At 72.4% G+C, this 16,554-nt stretch carries 14 protein-coding genes; 5 read left to right on the top strand and 9 right to left on the bottom strand.

Going from position 1 to position 16,554, the window contains the following annotated elements:
• The first annotated feature begins 240 nt into the window (after positions 1–240).
• From ACFZAM_RS00600 to ACFZAM_RS00610, 3 genes are all read left to right on the top strand, one after another.
• Complete coding sequence (locus ACFZAM_RS00600; protein ID WP_391041664.1) at positions 241–1,599, top strand: SpoIIE family protein phosphatase; 1,359 nt, start codon at positions 241–243, stop codon at positions 1,597–1,599.
• Between the two features lie 336 nt (positions 1,600–1,935).
• The gene (locus ACFZAM_RS00605) at positions 1,936–2,781 is read left to right on the top strand and encodes a GAF and ANTAR domain-containing protein (protein WP_391041666.1); all 846 of its coding nucleotides are present in this window, start codon (positions 1,936–1,938) and stop codon (positions 2,779–2,781) included.
• A 4-nt stretch (positions 2,782–2,785) separates the two neighbouring features.
• Entirely contained in the window at positions 2,786–3,544 is a 759-nt protein-coding gene (locus ACFZAM_RS00610; RefSeq protein WP_391041667.1) for an ANTAR domain-containing protein, read from the top strand.
• A 75-nt stretch (positions 3,545–3,619) separates the two neighbouring features.
• On the opposite strand, the gene ACFZAM_RS00615 is transcribed toward ACFZAM_RS00610, so the two are convergent.
• The 4 genes from ACFZAM_RS00615 to ACFZAM_RS00630 all read right to left on the bottom strand — a co-directional run bounded on the left by ACFZAM_RS00615 (position 3,620) and on the right by ACFZAM_RS00630 (position 7,725).
• On the bottom strand, positions 3,620–4,465 hold the full coding sequence (locus ACFZAM_RS00615) for a PIG-L family deacetylase (protein ID WP_391041668.1): 846 nt from the start codon (positions 4,463–4,465) through the stop codon (positions 3,620–3,622).
• Positions 4,465–5,253, bottom strand: coding sequence for a GAF and ANTAR domain-containing protein (locus tag ACFZAM_RS00620; protein WP_355340032.1), 789 nt, complete (start codon positions 5,251–5,253; stop codon positions 4,465–4,467). The genes ACFZAM_RS00615 and ACFZAM_RS00620 overlap by 1 nt, the downstream gene beginning before the upstream one ends.
• 4 nt (positions 5,254–5,257) lie before the next feature.
• Complete coding sequence (locus ACFZAM_RS00625) at positions 5,258–6,058, bottom strand: GAF domain-containing protein (RefSeq protein ID WP_391041670.1); 801 nt, start codon at positions 6,056–6,058, stop codon at positions 5,258–5,260.
• Positions 6,059–6,687: 629 nt separating this feature from the next.
• Entirely contained in the window at positions 6,688–7,725 is a 1,038-nt protein-coding gene (locus ACFZAM_RS00630; RefSeq protein ID WP_391041671.1) for a family 43 glycosylhydrolase, read from the bottom strand.
• 567 nt (positions 7,726–8,292) lie between these two features.
• On the opposite strand from ACFZAM_RS00630, the gene ACFZAM_RS00635 reads away from it, so the two are divergent.
• On the top strand, positions 8,293–10,356 hold the full coding sequence (locus tag ACFZAM_RS00635; RefSeq protein WP_391041672.1) for a phosphocholine-specific phospholipase C: 2,064 nt from the start codon (positions 8,293–8,295) through the stop codon (positions 10,354–10,356).
• Between the two features lie 100 nt (positions 10,357–10,456).
• Here the strand turns inward: ACFZAM_RS00635 and ACFZAM_RS00640 are convergent, their stop codons facing one another.
• The 5 genes from ACFZAM_RS00640 to ACFZAM_RS00660 all read right to left on the bottom strand — a co-directional run bounded on the left by ACFZAM_RS00640 (position 10,457) and on the right by ACFZAM_RS00660 (position 14,722).
• Complete coding sequence (locus tag ACFZAM_RS00640) at positions 10,457–11,542, bottom strand: hypothetical protein (protein WP_391041674.1); 1,086 nt, start codon at positions 11,540–11,542, stop codon at positions 10,457–10,459.
• Positions 11,539–12,213 (bottom strand): hypothetical protein, encoded by a 675-nt coding sequence (locus ACFZAM_RS00645; RefSeq protein ID WP_391041676.1) that lies wholly within the window; start codon positions 12,211–12,213, stop codon positions 11,539–11,541. Before ACFZAM_RS00645 ends, ACFZAM_RS00640 begins: the two co-directional genes overlap by 4 nt.
• Positions 12,214–12,420: 207 nt before the next feature.
• Entirely contained in the window at positions 12,421–12,816 is a 396-nt protein-coding gene (locus ACFZAM_RS00650; RefSeq protein WP_355340012.1) for a GNAT family N-acetyltransferase, read from the bottom strand.
• Entirely contained in the window at positions 12,813–14,069 is a 1,257-nt protein-coding gene (locus ACFZAM_RS00655; RefSeq protein ID WP_391041679.1) for an ATP-binding protein, read from the bottom strand. The genes ACFZAM_RS00650 and ACFZAM_RS00655 overlap by 4 nt, the downstream gene beginning before the upstream one ends.
• Positions 14,060–14,722: a response regulator gene (locus ACFZAM_RS00660; protein ID WP_391041681.1), complete on the bottom strand. Its 663-nt coding sequence runs from the start codon at positions 14,720–14,722 to the stop codon at positions 14,060–14,062. The genes ACFZAM_RS00655 and ACFZAM_RS00660 overlap by 10 nt, the downstream gene beginning before the upstream one ends.
• Positions 14,723–15,255: 533 nt before the next feature.
• Between ACFZAM_RS00660 and ACFZAM_RS00665 the strand changes: the two genes are divergently transcribed.
• Positions 15,256–16,533, top strand: a complete 1,278-nt coding sequence (locus tag ACFZAM_RS00665; protein WP_391041682.1) for an ABC transporter permease — start codon at positions 15,256–15,258, stop codon at positions 16,531–16,533.
• Positions 16,534–16,554 lie beyond the last annotated feature (21 nt).

A 16,554-nucleotide genomic window follows, 5' to 3' on the forward strand; every position in this document is an offset into this window, starting at 1 on the left:
CTCGCAGACCGTTCCCATACGCGGCCAAGGCTCCCACGCCACCGCGGACCGCACCCACGAAAACCGCCGGGACGCGGTCGTCGGCGCTGTGGCCCGCCGTTCGCCCGCGCGACCCGGGGGGCGGGCCCTCATACTGGTTCGGGGACAGGTGTTCGGATCGTTGTGGCGGGAAGCTGACAGGGGCCGGAACGCGTGGTTGGCTGGCGCGCGAAAACGCCGTCTGACGGAACGGGCAAGGTTGTGGCGGGAGCGATTGAGTACCCGGGCGGCGTACGGGCGGACGGGTTGCCGGCCGTACTGTCCGACCCCGGCCGGCTGGCGGCGCTCGACGCCAGCGGCATGGTCGGCTCCGCTCCGGAACGGGTCTTCGACGATCTGACCAGGCTGGCGGTGTCGGTGACCGGCGCCGCGATCTCCGCGATCACCTTCGTCGGCGAGTCCCGTACGTACTGGAAGTCGGTACCGCACCTGCCCTACGGGGACGTGGAGAGCTGGCAGAACGCGGTGGGCGACAGCTTCTGCTACTTCGCCGTCGGTGAGAACGGGCCGTTCGTGGTGGAGGACGCGGAGAAGGACCCGCGGACGGCGGGCCATCCGGCGATCGGGCCGTGGAGCGTGGGCGCGTGGGCCGGATTCCCGATCGTGACCACCGACGGCCAGCCGATCGGCACCATGTGCGTGATCGACGCCAACCCTCGGGTGTGGACACCGCAGGAGCTGGAGACGATGTCGGTCCTGGCGCGCGCGGTGTCGAACGAGATCAACGTGCGGATGTCGCTCGACCGTGTGCACACCGCGCTCCAGACCGCCGAGAACGCGCTGTCGACCGCGCAGGGCGCGCTGGCCGCCTCCCGCGAACTGGCCCGCAGCCTCCAGGACAGCCTGCTGCCCCCGGCCCTGCGCCCGGTGCCGGGCGTGGACACCGCCGCGCTGTACATCCCGGCGAGCGGCGGCATCAGCGTGGTGGGCGACTTCTACGACCTGTTCCAGGCCCGCGGGGCTTGGTGGACCGCGGTCATGGGCGATGTGTGCGGCAAGGGCACCGAGGCGGCCAAGGTGACCGCGCTGGCCCGCTACACCCTGCGCGCGGACGCCGGTGAGCACCTGTCGCCCGCGGCGGTGCTCGACCGGCTGAACACCGCCATGCTCGCGCAGGGCGCCCCCCGCTTCCTGACCGCCGTCCAGACCACCTTCCGCGCCAGCGGGTCCGGGGTGTCGGGGCGGCTGTGCCTGGCGGGACACCCGCCCGCCCTGATCCGCCGCGCCGACGGCCGCGTCCGGCAGGCCGGCACCCCCGGCACCCTCCTCGGCGTGGTCGACCCGGTACACCTCTCCGACGTCCGCTTCCGGCTGACCCCCGGCGACCTGCTGCTGCTCTACACCGACGGCGCCTGCGAGGCGCGGCCCGACCCGCGCGGCGCGGAGCCGCGCCGGCCGATGTTCGACGAGGCCGCCCTCGCCCGTACCCTCGGCGACACCCACACCATGGGCGCCGCCGACACCATCGAGTACATCGCCGACACGCTCAGCGACTACCACGGCGGCTGGGCCAGCGACGACACCGCGCTGCTCGCGCTGCGGGTCCCGCCGCGCGTCTGAACCGGCCGGGTTCTCGTTCCGCGTACGCGTACGCCTTCCGGTGCGGTGACGTGCCCGTGCGGTGACGTTCCCGTGCGGTGACGTGCCGGGCGTTCCCCAGCGGTGTCCACAGCCTGTGGACCGGCCGCGGCGGGGTTCGGGGAAGCGCGGGGCACGGGGCGCAGGGCGGGGAGTGCGTACGGGGAAGCGCGGGGCAGGCGTGGGGGGTGTGCGTACGATGATGCTGTTCCGGTGCGACATCCGGGCGGCCGTCTGCTGGGAGGGCGAGATCGACCTCTACGCGGTTCCCCCTGCCCGTGGGGCGCCGGTCGTACGGCGGCCGTCGAGCGGTGCCGCGTGATCAGCGACCGCATGGCCGAGATCCTGCGGGCGCTCCAGACCTCGGACTGGCCGGACGTCGCCGGTGGAGTCGCCGAGACGCTCGGCGTGGACGGCATCGCGATCAGCGCGGGCAGCCGGCCCGGCGCGTCGGAGGTCCTGTGGTCCTCCGGTGCCGGAGCGCGCGCCTTCGAGGATCTCCAGCTCACGGTCGGTCAGGGCCCGGGACCCGACTGCCTGGCCGGCGGCACCGCGGTACGCGTCCCCGACCTGGGGCTCACGCCGGCCGGCCGCTGGCCCGCCCTGCTGCGGGAGACGCCCGCGCTCAGCGTACGGGCGGTGTTCTGTTTCGCGTTGCGCGTCGGCGCGATCACGCTGGGCGTGCTGACGCTGGTCAGGGACGCGCCCGGCCGCCTGACCCCCGAACAGGACGGTGACGCGGGTGTCCTCGCGGGCCTGCTGACCCGGCGTTTCCTCGACCCCGGGGACGCGTGGACGCCGTCCAGCGGCCGTCCCGCTCTGTCCGCTCCCGGTATGCCCGGCCCCGCTCTGCCCGCCCCCGCCCTGCACCAGGCCGTGCTGCACCAGGCGACCGGCATGGTCAGCGTCCAGCTCGCCGTGCCGCTGGCGGAAGCGCTGCTGCGGCTGCGCGCCTACGCGTACGGCAACGAGCGTCCTCTGGCCGACGTGGCCCGGGACGTCGTGGCCAGACGGCTGAGGATGGTCCCCAACCCGAGCCCCGGTCAGAGCCCAGGTACGAGCAACGATCCTGGCACCGATCAGAGCACCGGTACGAGCACCGAACCGGGCCGCGGCCCGAGCCCCGATCCGAACCCGCCTTCACTTGCAGCAGACAAGGACTGACGCCATGACGACCCGCGAACAGCAAGTCACCGAGGTCTTCGTCGAGGTGGCCGACTTCCTGATCGACGACTTCGACGTGATCGACTTCCTCCAGAAGCTGTCGGTGCGCTGCATGGAGCTGCTGGACGTCGCCGCCGTCGGCGTCCTGCTCGCCGACGAGAACGGTGTCCTGCACGTACTCGCGGCCTCCGACGAACACACCAGGCTGCTGGAGCTGTTCGCGCTCCAGCACGACCAGGGTCCCTGCGTCGACTGCTACCACGACGGTGAGCCGCGGACCAACGTCGACCTCGGCGCTCCCGAAGTGGCCGCCGCCTGGCCCCAGTTCACCACCGGGGCCGAGGCCACCGGATTCGTCGCCACCAACGCGCTGCCGCTGCGGCTGCGCGGCCGGGTGATCGGCGCGCTGAGCCTCTTCCAGACCGACCCGGAGCCGCTGACGGACCAGGACGTGACCCTCGCCCAGGCCCTCGCCGACGTCGCCACCATCGCGATCCTCCAACAGCGCACGCTCGCCCACGCCGAGGCCGAACGCGACCAGCTCCAGTACGCCCTCAACGCCCGCATCACCATTGAACAGGTCAAGGGCATCCTCGCCGAGCGCTGGCACCTGGGCGTCGACGAGGCGTTCAGCGTCTTCCGCTCCTACGCCCACGCCCACGGCCGCAAACTCTCCGACCTGGCCCGCGAGATCGCCGACGGCACGCAGGCCACGGAGACCATCCGCACCTTTCCGACGCGCGCGCCGCGGACGGGCGCGTAGGAGCGGGACACTCAGGCACCGGGACGCCCAGGCCCTGGGGCGCCCAGGCACCGGTGCGCTCAGGCCCTGGGACGCTCAGGCCGGTGTGAACACGACCTCGAAGTCCCGGACGTGGTGGGCGATTTCGCCGGGCGGCAGGACGGCCGCGTCATCCGGCGAGCTGCCGAGGGACCTGGCCTGGCTGACGAACCGCTGGACAGCGGCCCGCTTACGGGCGGCCACCTCTTCCGGCAGCCGGACGAGGGACGCCGACGCCCACGGCACGCGGGGGTCGCCGGGGCGCGCCCAGTGCCACATCCACACGGGATAGAGCAGGCAGGGCACCGACGCCTTACGGGCGGCGGTCAGCGCGGCGCGGCCCGCGGCCTCGTGGTCGCTGTGGACGTCACCGGTCCACGGCGCCAGGCACAGGTCGGCGTCGGACAGCAGCGGCACCAGGGCCGCGGCGACCTCGTCCTCATGGCCCGCCACCTCGGTGTCCGCCACTCTCAGCCGGACGATGTCCTGTGCGTCGGCGCCGAGTTCGGCCAGGGCCTCGCGCAATTCCGCGGCCCGGATGCCGACGAGCTGATGGGACGTGATGGCCGTGCTGTCGGCGTGGGACAGTTCGCCGTCGGTCACCGACACGACGGTGACCGCCACACCGGCCGCGGCGAGCAGCGCGATGCTGCCGCCCACCCCCAGCACCTCGTCGTCGGGGTGCGCGGCCACGACCACCACCCGTCCGGCGGTGGGCAGTTCGGTGCCGGCCAGGTGCGCCCAGCCGTCCCAGACGCGCCACTGCTCCTCGTCGGTGCCGGGCGCCTGGAGCGGATCGGCGTGCTCGGGAAGTTCGGTGTGCGGGGTGTCGGTGTGCTGCTCGTCGGTGTGCGGGTCATCGGTGTGCTGCTCGGGGTTGTGCGGGGTGTCGTGCTGGTCCATCAGGATGTCTCCCTACCGGCCACGGGGCCGCCCGGTTCCGCGCGATTGGTTTCCTTGACGCCGTGCGCGATGACGTCGGTGTCGAAGCCGCCCTCGGTGATCAGGCGGGCCAGGTGCGAGATCTTGTGCTGACGCGCTCGGGCGAAGGAGCGCAAGGTGGCGAAGGCCAAGTCGAGGGACATGTTCCAGCGCTCGGCGAGGATGCCCTTGGCCTGTTCGACGATGATCCGGCTGTGGAGCGCGTACTGGAGCTGGTCGCGTTCCGCCTCGGCGTGCGCGAGGGTCCGCTGCTGGAGGATCGCGATGGTGGCCACGTCGGCGAGGGCCTGGCCGAGGACGATGTCCTCCGGTCCCAGGGGCGCGGGGTCGGTCCTGAACAGGCTCAGCGCGCCGATCACCCGGCCGCGCAGCCGCAGCGGCAGCGCGCTGGTGGCGGCGAACCCACTCTCGTGGGCGCCGCGGCCGAACAGCGGCCAGCGCTCGACGGCCTCGTCCCCGGTGAGGTCGACGTTCGTACGGGGCCGCCCGTCGCGGTAGCAGTCGACGCACGGGCCCTGGTCGTACTGGAGGGCGAACAGCTCCAGCAGCCGGGTGCGTTCGTCGGAGGCGGCCAGCAGGTGCAGGGCGTCGTACTGGTCGGCGAGCAGGACGCCGACCGCGGACACGTCGAGCAGATCCAGGCAGCGTACGGAGAGCTTCTGGAGGAAGTCGATGACGTCGAAGTCGGCGGTCAGGGAGTCGGCCGCCTCGACGAAGACCTCGATGACCTGCTGTTCTCGGGTGGGCATGGCGTCAGTCCTTGTCTGCGGCGGGCGGGAGGGGTTCGGCGTCGGGGGCCAGCCGCAGTCGCCTGGCCACGACGTCGTGGGACACGTCCGTCACGGTGCGCCCGCTGCCGTACGCGTGGGCCCGCAGCCGCAGCAGGGCGTCGGCGAGGGAGACGGCGAGCTGGACGCTGACCATGCCGGTCGCCTGGTGGACCACGGCGTGATGGAGGAAGGGGAGGGGGTCCGGCGGGTCCGCGGGGTCCTGCGGGTTCATCGGGCCCCGCCGGTTCACAGGGTTCTGCGGGTTCACAGGGTCCTGAGGCCGCACACGATCCGCCTCTTGGCGCGCCCGACCGGCACCCTCCAGGAAGTACCTGGTCAGGGCGGCGGCCAGAATCGCCGCGTCGGCGCTCTGCCCGCTGGTCAACGGCCCCGGCGCGCGCCGTACCGCGGTCAGCACCCCGAGTCCGATCCCGCCCATGCGCAGCGGGAAGCAGAAGACCGCGCGCGCCGCCAGGCCGGGCGCCTCCATGACCAGCTCGGGCCAGCGGTCGTGGCGGACGCGGGCCAGATCCGGCACCCGTACCGTCGTACCGCCCACCATGCAGTCGGGTCCCGGGCCCTGCCCCAGTGTGAGCTGGAGGTCTTCGAAGCCGCGCGACACGTCGTCGGAACACCACAGCACCTCGGTCCTGCCCGGCTCGTTCCCCAGCGAGACGGCGACGCCGTCCACCTCAAGGGCCGCGGCGCCCGCCACGGCCACCGCGGGCGACCCCTGGCCGTCCTGGAGCAGACGCAGTGCCTCCGCCAGGCGCTCAGCCGCCATCGGGCACCACCGCATACGGCCTCACATGGCCTCGATTCCCCGAGCGCGGAAGGAACGACGGACGGAGACCGGTCACGCGGTCATCGCGTTCGCGTAAGGGTGAACGGTCATCCGTTCAGCGGTTGTGGGTTCCGCCCGTCACGGCGAGGTGGTCCGCGGGAGATCCGCGGCCCCGGTGGCGGCATCGCACTCAACCGACTGCGCCAGGGGCAGGGACGCTCCTTCCACCCTACCTCCCGGGTGTCCGCGGGCACCCTGACGTCACACCGTGCGCCCGGCCGGGAGGTCGGCGGCACGGCGCAGTACCGACCGCAGTTCCCCGGCCGCCGCGGACGCCGGCCCCCCGGTGCGACAGCGCCACCGCCGCCGCGACCGCGTCGACCGCCCGCTCCGGATCGCGGCACAGCAACAGCGCCAGCGAGAACAGCGCGTCCGCGTGCCGTTCGTACCCGCCCAGCTCGTACGCGCCCAGCGCGCCGCTCGCCGGAATCCGCTCATGGGGGTGCTGCGTCAAAGCCCTCACCTGCTCAAACCGTGCGTTCGGACAACCGCCGGGGGCAGGGGCCCACCCCGTACGCCATCCCCCTCCCCCCGCCCCCGCCAGCACCCCGAACCGGGACCGGTGGGGGTTATTCGAAGAACTTCAGGCTGAAGCCGGTGTTGGAGGTGGGGCCGGGGACGTTGGCGCGGGAGTAGGTGGTGTTGCCCCACCAGCAGAAGGTGCCGGTGAACCAGTAGCGGTTGGACCAGGAGTAGGGGGTGCCCTTGGGGACGGCGGTGAACATGAGGGGGAAGCGGGGGCCGGCGGGCGGGCTGGTGCCGATGTCGCCGTTGAGGAGGACGAAGCTGTGGGAGCCGGGGCCGTTGACGTAGAGGGTGGGGTCCCAGCCGGACATCATGGTGGCGGCGTGCGCGCCGAACAGGCAGCCGTTGGACTTGTACCAGTCCCAGACGTACGTCGGGTCACCGCCGGAGCGCAGCCGCAGATCGGCCATGCAGTACTGGTCGCTCCAGCTCCCGTTGGCCGAATAGACGATGTGGAGCTGCCCGTTGGGGTCCTTGACGGCGGCGGGCGCCTCGTTGATGTACGGGTTGCCGACGACGCGCTCCCAGCTCTCGCGCGGCTGGGAGATGATGTAGCGCGCGCCGGTCGGCGTGGTGGGGCTGCTCATCCGGACGATGTACAGGTTCTGTTCGACGTTCGTGTCGCCCGCCCAGCCCGACCAGACGAACCAGCGCTGCCCGTTGAAGGTGAAGAGGTTCCCGTCGATGGCCCATTTGTCGTTGGGCAGGGCCAGTTGGGTCTCGGCGCCGTAGCCGCTGTCGGCCGTCGCCGAGCTGATGACGTACATCCGGTGCGCGGCTCCGGCGCCCGAGGTGAAGTAGATGTAGTACCGGCCGCCGTCCACCACGATCTCCGGGGCCCACACCTCGCCGCGGCCCTTGGTGTCCGACCAGACCTTGCGGGAGGCCGCCGCGCCGAGGGCGTCGGGCGACGACGCCTTCCGTACGGCGATGCCGCCGCCCGACGTCTCGGCCGAGATGTACGTGCTGCCGACCCGGATCACGCTCGGGTCGGCGTTGTGGATGGTGGTCTGGGACGCCTGGGCGGGCGCGGAACACAGCACGGCCAGCAGGGCGAGTACGGCCACGAGGGCTGCGCACACTGGGCCGGCCAGGGCACCCCGGCCGGTGCCGGACGAACCGGCCGGGTCCCCGCCGGACGAACCGCCGGACGAACCGCCCCGGCCGCCGCCTGCCAAGGCACTGTGGAGACTTCGCAGAAGCTTCATAGTCCCGTTCCATGGTCGGGCCTCCGCTTCGACGCCGGGCGGGCGGTGGAGCGCCCGCCGAGGGACGACGTCCGGTCAGAACCGCATCGGAGGGGGGAACTTGGCGCTCTGACCGCTTGAATCCCACCATTTCCACCGCTCCCGCACAAGGGTCAACACCGGTGGTAGCACGTTCCAACAGCATCGCGAGTGACCGTGGGCATGTCAATCACCCAAGGCGGTACGACTCGGCCGGTCAACCCGTACTCCCCCGCGCCCCATTGACACCATCCGCCCCGGATCACCATCATGTGCACGCCACACGTGTTCGCGTATGCCGCAAATGCCCCTCCGCACGCACCACCGCGCAGCCGGACCCGCCCTGCCGGGGCACCGCCAGAGCACGCCCAGAGCGCCACCGGCAGCACGGCCCGCCCCCACCGGACCGTCAGGAGAAGCCCCGTGCCCAACGTCGACCGCCGAAGGTTCCTGCAACTCGCCGGAGCCACCGCCGCCGCGTCCGTCCTCACCGGCGGCATCGCCAAGGCCGCCTCGATCCCGGCCGCCGCGGGAACCGGCACCCTCCAGGACGTCGAGCACATCGTCGTCCTGATGCAGGAGAACCGCTCCTTCGACCACTACTTCGGCACCCTGCGCGGCGTGCGCGGCTTCGGCGACCCCCGCCCGGCCACCCTGCCCAGCGGCAAGTCCGTCTTCCACCAGGCGGACGCCGCCGGGCACGAGACGCTCCCCTTCCGGCCGAACATCGACAACCTCGGCCTCCAGTTCCTCCGCGACCTCGACCACAGTTGGTACGGCACCCACCAGGCGTGGAACGGCGGCAACTACGACCGCTGGATCCCGGCCAAGACCACCACGACGATGGCGCACCTCACCCGCCAGGACATCCCGTACCACTACGCGCTCGCCGACGCGTTCACCATCTGCGACGCCTACCACTGCTCGATGCTCAGCTCCACCGACCCCAACCGGTACTACATGTACACCGGTTACTCGGGCAACGACGGCAAGGGCGGCGGCCCCGTGCTGGGCAACGAGGAGGCCGGGTACGGCTGGACCACCTTCCCCGAGATCCTGGAGCGGGCGGGCGTCTCCTGGAAGGTCTACCAGGACACCGGCACCGGCCTGAACTCCGGCGGCGGCTGGGGCTGGACGAGCGACCCCTTCATCGGCAACTACGGCGACAACTCCCTGCTGTACTTCAACCAGTACCGCAACGCCCAGTCCGGCAGCGCCCTGTACGACAAGGCCCGCACCGGCACCTCGGCCCGCAACGGCGACGGCTACTTCGACCGGCTCAGGGCCGACGTCGTGGGCGGCAAACTCCCCCAGGTCTCCTGGATCGCCGCCCCCGAGGCGTTCTGCGAACACCCCAACTGGCCCGCCAATTACGGCGCTTGGTACATCTCCCAGGTGCTGGACGCGCTCACCGCCGACCCCGACGTGTGGAGCCGTACCGCCGTCTTCCTCACGTACGACGAGAACGACGGCTTCTTCGACCACGTCGTGCCGCCCTTCCCGCCCGCCTCCGCCGCGCGCGGGCTGTCCACCGCCGACGTCACCCAGGACCTCTACACCGGCGGGCTCTCCGGTTACGCGGCCGGGCCGTACGGGCTCGGGCCGCGCGTGCCGATGCTGGTGCTCTCGCCCTGGAGCACGGGCGGCTGGGTCTGCTCGCAGACCTTCGACCACACCTCGATCGTGCAGTTCATCGAGAAGCGCTTCGGTGTGCGCAACCCGAACGTCTCGCCCTGGCGCCGCGCGGTCTGCGGCGACCTCACCGCCGCCTTCGACTTCACCCGCAGCAACGCCGCCGCGCCCGCGCTCCCCGGCACCGGCGGCTACGTACCGCCGAACCACAACAACCCCGGCGACTACGTTCCCACCCCGCCCGCCACCGGCGCCGTCCCGCGCCAGGAACCGGGCCTGCGCAACGCCCGCCCGCTGCCGTACGACCTGGCCGCCGACACCCAACCCGCGGGCGGACGCTTCCAGTTCACCTTCCGCAACTTCGGCACGGCGGGCGCCGCCTTCCTCGTCACCTCCGCGGTCCGCTCCGACGGCCCGTGGCCGTACACCGTCGAGGCGGGCAAATCCCTGGTCGACACCTGGCTGATGCCCGCCGCCTCCGACCGCTACGACTTCTCCGTCCACGGCCCCAACGGCTTCCTGCGCCGCATGGCCGGCACCGCGGGCTCCATCGGCCCCGAGGTGACCGCCCGCCACACCCCCGCCACCGGCCAGGTCACCCTCGTCTTCAGCAACCCCACCGGCGCCCCCGTCACCTTCAACGCCACCGACGCCTACGCCCCCACCGCCCACTACACCTACACCGTGGCCGCCGGCGCCTCCCGCACCGTCCCCGCCTGGGGCGTCCCGGCCGGCAACCACTGGTACGACATCACCGTCACCACCACCACCGACCCCGCCTACCTCCGCCGCTTCGCCGCCCACGTGGAAACCGGCACCCCCAGCACTAGCGACCCGGCAACATCAACAACCTGAGGACCCCGCGGCGGCGCGAGTCCGTCCGGATCCCGCGCATCCCGGTCCGCCGGACGAGCCATGGTCTGGTCCGCCCGGCTGAACCACCCGCCGCGGACGGTCAGTTGTTGATGGTCTGGATCTCCCGGACCGTCACCTCTCGCGGGTCGCCGACCCTGCCGTCGGGCAGGGCGTAGGGGCCGCCGTTCGAACCCGTCCAGCTCACATGCCAGTTGACGGAGACGTCGAGCTGGTACGGCGGGGTGTTCTGCGTCGAGCGCAGGTACGTCACGCCGCAGGGAGGGGCTGCCTTCGGGTCGCCGTTGTAGGCGGCGCCGACCTTGCCGTCGGGTCCGATCGGGCAGTCGCCGGAGGACGGGAAGACGGTGGCGTCGGAGGTGCCGGGGGTGATGTGCACGGCGGACGGCTCCGCGGTGGTCTCGGCCCAGATCTCCCGGCCGCCGCCCAGGTCCACCGACGCCCGCACCTTCACCGGCGTGTACGCCTGTCGCAGGGTCACCCAGGTGGGGATGTTGACCGTCTGCGGGCCCGCGGGATTGGTCACGATCCTCACGCCGGGTACGTGGGTGTGGGCGAAGGCGAGCTTGGAGAGCATTTCCGGGGTGATCACATGCCCGGTCCCGGCCGGCGGCATCTGGCCGTTGGGCACCCACCTCGGCGTCTGGTCGTTGCAGCCCATCTGCGCCGACGGGTCGGCGTCCGGATTGACAGTCACCAGCCACCACATTCCCTTGCCGGCCTCGGCGCTGTTGAAGTCCTTGTAGCCCTTGTCCCCGCCGGGGTAGTCCAGCCCGTTCTGGTAGTGGTCCCGGTCCATCCCCATGGCGGTACGGAAAGTGCCGTGCACCTGGGGCAGTTCGTCGTTGAAGTTCTTCGTGTACTCCGCCTTGAACTGCTCGGGGGTGTACTTCGGCCCGAACCAGCAAGGCGGCGGCGCCCAGTTGACGTTGACCGACGCCAACGGTCGGCTCGCGCCGCTCGGCCTGCCCGTGGGATACGTCAGCCGGTACCCCTGGGCGATGGCCTCCAGGTTTCCGCCGCTGTCCCCCGATCCCTTTCCACCCGAACCCTTTCCACCCGACGGCGGCAAACCGGTGTCGTCGAAGGCGTAACCCGGTGCCGCCGCGAGTAACACGATGAGCGCCGCGAGGGGCAGCGCGCGGCGGAGTGACCCCGTACCCGTCATTGCTTGCACTCCAACGCCCTTTCCTTGGTGGTGATCGACTGTGCTCGCCAGAGCTGCGTGCCGGGCCGGAACAGGCTGAGCACCAGTTGGTACGACACGTAGTTGCGGTCGTCAGCGCCGGTGACGTGCACCTTCCCGGTCCCGATCTCCTTGCTGAACAGCTTCGACTGGTCCTCGCAGAAGGTGACTTCGGCCGCCGAGTTCTTGGCGAGGAGCTTGACGGCGGGCCGGAAGAAGCGGTCGGTACCGGTCACCGTCTTCTTCGCGTCGATGTGCATCTGGACGTACTGCTTCGCGTAGCTGTACGCGTCGCCTTCCGCGTACGTGTTCAGGGCCCCGCCCTTCACGCTCTGCTCGACCACGCCGTGCGTCATCGACTGCATGAAGTCGGCCGACGCGGTCAGGACCCCGGCCTCGGCGTCGTCCGCCGGAAGCCGCCAGTCGAAGTCGAGCTTCAGGTCCGCGGGGAGCGCGAGCGCCGGGTCGACGGTCAACACCCCACCCGTCGCCGTCGGTTGCGCCGATGTCGCGGTCGCCGTCGCTGTGGCCGGGGGCGCCGTGGTCGGGGAAATCTTGCTGTCGCCGCCACCTGAGCCGCCGCCGCAGGCGGAGAGCGTCAACGCGGCGGTCGCCGCGAGAGCCGCGACGGGAAATGCTGAGCGGGCTCGCATGGTCGAAGTCTCCCGATCGGTTGTCCGTGGGCACCGTTCGGGGCGTCGGCGAAAAGGCCCCCTCGGACCCCGCACGCCTGACCCCCCGTATCCGCCACCCACGGTAGCGAAGAGAACGCGTGAGGTTCGAGAGTGCTCCCGCGCTCAGCGCGTCACGATCGCGTCACTGCGCGGGGAACACGACGGCTGCGGTGCCGGCATCCGGAGTCACAGGGCGATCAGGCCCGCTGGGGTGGGGCGGAAGCCGCAGGTGTCGAGGTAGAAGGGGCGGAGGTGGGGCTCGAAGTCGACGTGGAGCCATTCGCAGTGGGCGGCGCGGGCGTGGTGGGCGGCGGTGGCGACGAGGTGGGCGCCGACGCCCTTCGAGCGGTGGGGCCGGGAGACGACGGTGTCCAGGAGGAACGCGTGGGCGCCGCCGTCCCAGATGACGTTGACGAAGCCGATGAGGCGGGTGTCGTCGTGGGCGCAGACCCAGCCGAGGCTGTGGCGTTCGAGGCGGGCGCGCCAGTCGGTGCGGGCGGGCGGGCCGCCGAAACCGTCGGCGTGAAGGGAGTTGAGGGCTTCGTTGTCGACGTGGCCGCGCCACTCGTAGGTGATCGTCACGCCGCGATCGTACGGTCGGCGCGGGCGAAGGTGACGGTGACGGCCAGGCCGCCGGGGTGGGTGGGGCAAGCGGTGAGCGTGGCGTGGTGGGCGGTGGCGATGGAGCGGACGATCGCGAGGCCGAGTCCGTGGCCGGACGCGGGTGAGCCGCTGGTGCGGTCGGGGGCGAGACGGCGGAAGGGCTCGAAGAGGTCGGGCACGCGGTCGGCGGGCACCGGATCGCCGGTGTTGGTGACCGTGAGGGTGTCGTCGGCGAGGTCGAGGGAGACGGCGCCGCCGGGGTGGTTGTACTGGACGGCGTTGCGGATCAGGTTGAACAGGAGGTGCCGCAGCAGGACCGGGTCGCCCTCGACGCGCAGCGGCCGGTCGGCGGTCACGGTGAGCCGGACGTCCTTCTCCTGCGCCAAGTGGCGCAGCTCGCCGGTCAGTTGACGCGCCAGCGGTACGAGGTCGACCTGCTCGGTACGTTCGAGGCCGCGGTCGCTGCGGGCGAGCAGCAGCAGCGCGTCGATCAGCCGCTCGGCGTCGCGGTTGACGGTGAGGAGGTCGTCGCGCACGTCCGCGAGGCCGTCGGGAAGCGGGTCGGCGAGGCCGACTTCGAGGCAGGCGCGCTGGACGGCCAGCGGGGTGCGCAGTTCGTGGGAGGCGTTGGCCACGAAGCGGCGCTGGCCCTCGAAGGACTTCTCCAGCCGGTCGAGCATCGTGTCGAACGTGTCGGCCAGGCGCTGGAGTTCGTCGGCCGGGCCGCTCAACGCGAGCCGTTCGTGCAGGTTCTGCTCGCTGATCCGGCGGGCGGCGTCCGTCACGGCCGCGACCGGGCGCAGCGCCCGCCCCGCGAGCCACCAGCCGGTGGCGGCGGCCAGCACCGTCACGAGCACCAGGCCGATCGCCGACCACAGGATCATCTGGTGCAGCGCCGCGTCCTGCACGGCGCCCACGGTCCAGTGCAGCGCGCGGATCGAGACGCCGTCGCCCGTGCCGCCCGCGCCATCGATGGCGCCCGTGCCGCCGGAGCCGCCGTGGGGTACGACGGGTCCGGTGCGGCCGGTGGGGGCGTACGTCGCCGCGTCCGTCGGTCCCCCAGTGGCGCGGCTGACCCCGATGCCCTGCACCTGCCGTGTCGTCCCGTAGCGCGCCAGCACCACGACGAACGCCAGCAGCGCCGTCCCCGAGAGGAGGAAGAGCCCGGCGAAGGCGGCGGCCAGCCGGGCCCGGAACGTCAGGTGCGGGCGCGGGGGCCTGCTCAGCGGCACAGCCGGTACCCCTCTCCGGCGTCCGCCACGATCACGTCGGGCGGGCCGAGCTTGCCGCGCAGGCGGCTGACGGTGGCGCGCACGGCGCTGGTCCGCGGGTCCAGGTGCTCGTCCCACACGGACCGCACCAACTCCTCCTGCGTGACGGCCTCGCCGCCCGCGCCGACCAACACGTGCAGCACCGCGAACTCCTTCGGCGTCAGCTCGACCGCCCGCCCGTCGATCCGCGCCTCGCGCCTGGCGGCGTCCACCGTGATGCCCTCGTACGCCACCACGACCGGCGGCGCCTTCAGCGCCCGGCGGCTCAACGCCCTGATCCGCGCGACCAGTTCGGCGAAGTCGAACGGCTTGGCCAGGTAGTCGTCCGCCCCCAGCCGCTCCAGCCCGTACACCCTGTCCTCGACCCCGCCCGCCGCCGTCAGCATCAAGATCCGCGGCGGCGCCGCCATCCCCCGCACCCTCCGGCACACCTCGTCCCCGCTCAGCACCGGCAGATCCCGGTCGAGCACGAGCACGTCGTACTCCGTGACCCCGCACATCCGCTCGGCGGCGTCCCCCGACACCGCCAGGTCCACCGCCATCGACTGCCGCCGCAGCCCGATCACGATCGTCCGCCCCAACACGTGATGATCCTCGGCCACCAGAACTCTCATGCGGGCCAGGGAAACACGGGGGGCCGTACGCGGAGATAAGCGTGCGTCCTCCGGACGGGTCGCCGAAGAACCGGCGGGCGCCGGAGGGGCTCGACCGGCGGCACCGGTACGTGGCCGGCGGTGCCGGTACGTGTCAGCCGGTGCCGGTACGTGGCCGGCGGCGGCCCGCCGGGCGCGGGAGCCGTAGGCGCTACGCGGTACGTGCGGCCGGTGGCCGCCTGCCGGACGAGGGCCCGCGCGTCCTGCCGAAGGCGGCCAGCCGGGCCACCGCTGCGCCCGACCGGCCGGACGACGGGAGTCGGCAGTCGCCGTACGCCGTGCGCGCGGCGGTCGGCGACGCAGGGCCGAAGGCGATACGGGGCCAGGTCCGCCGCCTGCCGGACGTCGGCAGACGGCCGCCGACGTGGGGCGTGGGCGGGAGCGCCCCAGGTGGGGATCTTGTACGGCTGCGGCTCTGGGGGTCTTGGCCGGGGGCTTATGGGAACGTAACCGGGTTTATGCCGCTGCGCGGGGGCGGCTGGTGTGCTCGGCGCATGAACTTCGTCAAGCGGGCAGCGTTCAGTCTGGTGGCACGGGCGGGGAAGGCCGCGCTGTTGCTGGGCGTGTTCGGGGTGATCTGCGCGCTGCTGCTCGGGGGGTTCCTTCTCAGGGGGGCGACGGAGCGGCGGGAGGCGGAGACGCAGCGGCGGGTGGGGGTGGACGTCACCGTGCGCGGGGACGGGCTGACCTCGGCGGTGGTCGGGCGGCTGGGGACGTATCCGCTGGTCGAGCGGTACAACGAGCTGCTGCGCGCGGTGACGGTCCCGCCGCCGGGCCTGGCGGCCGTGGTGCCGGAGGGGACCCCGGGCGGCGGCGGCAAGGACGGGCTCACGCTGAACGGCGTCCGCGCGTCGGACACGCTCCTCGACTTCGCCACCGGCCGGGTCCGTGTCGTGGCGGGCCGGGGCATCACCGTGGCGGACGCCCGCCGCAAGGTGATCCTCCTCGAACGGCGGCTGGCCGCGAAGCACGGGCTCGCGGTGGGCGACACCGTCGAGCTGGGCGGCGCGGGCGGGCGGCGGGAGCCGTTCGAGGTCGTGGGGCTCTACCGGGACACGCGCCAGGACCCGCCGCAGTGGACGTCCGCCGCCGACCTGGGCGCGAACCAGGTGTACGTGCCGGTCGCCGCCGTCACCGCGCTGGGGCTCGGGGTGAAGCCCACGGAAGCGGTCTTCACGATCGGTTCGCCCGACCTGGCGGAACGGCTGCACGCGGAGGCGGTACGGCTGCTGGGCCCGAAGGGCTTCCGCTTCGACGTCAACGACAAGCCGTACCGCGACCAGGTGCTGCCGCTGCGGCGGGTCGGGGCGTTCGCGGGGGCGCTGGTCTGGCTGATCGCGCTGTGCGGCGCGGCGATCCTCGGGCTGGTCGTCCTGCTGACGGTCAAGGAGCGGCGGGCCGAACTGGGCATGCTGCTGGCGCTGGGCGAGCGGAAGTGGAAGCTCATCGGCCAGCACACCGTCGAGGTGACCGTGCTGCTCGTGCCCGCGCTCGGGGTGGCCGCGCTGGCCGGGCAGTCCCTCGCGCACCGGGCGGGCGAGACGCTGCTGGCCCGCGAGCAGTACGGCGGCGCCGCGTCCCACCCCGGCACCGCGCCCCACGAAGCCGCCGCCCTCGACGACACCCCCGCCGTACCCGACATCCGCGTGAGCGCGGGCGACCTCGGCAAGGTCGCCGGAATCGGCCTCGGCATCGCGCTCGTCTCCACGGTCGTGCCCGGCGTCGGAATCCTGCGCCTGCACCCCCGCTCGATCCTCACCGACACCGAATAGCCGCACCGCGAAATCCCGACG

It is taken from the genome of Streptomyces sp. NPDC008079 (assembly GCF_042957385.1).
In the GTDB taxonomy this organism is placed as follows: Bacteria; Actinomycetota; Actinomycetes; order Streptomycetales; family Streptomycetaceae; genus Actinacidiphila.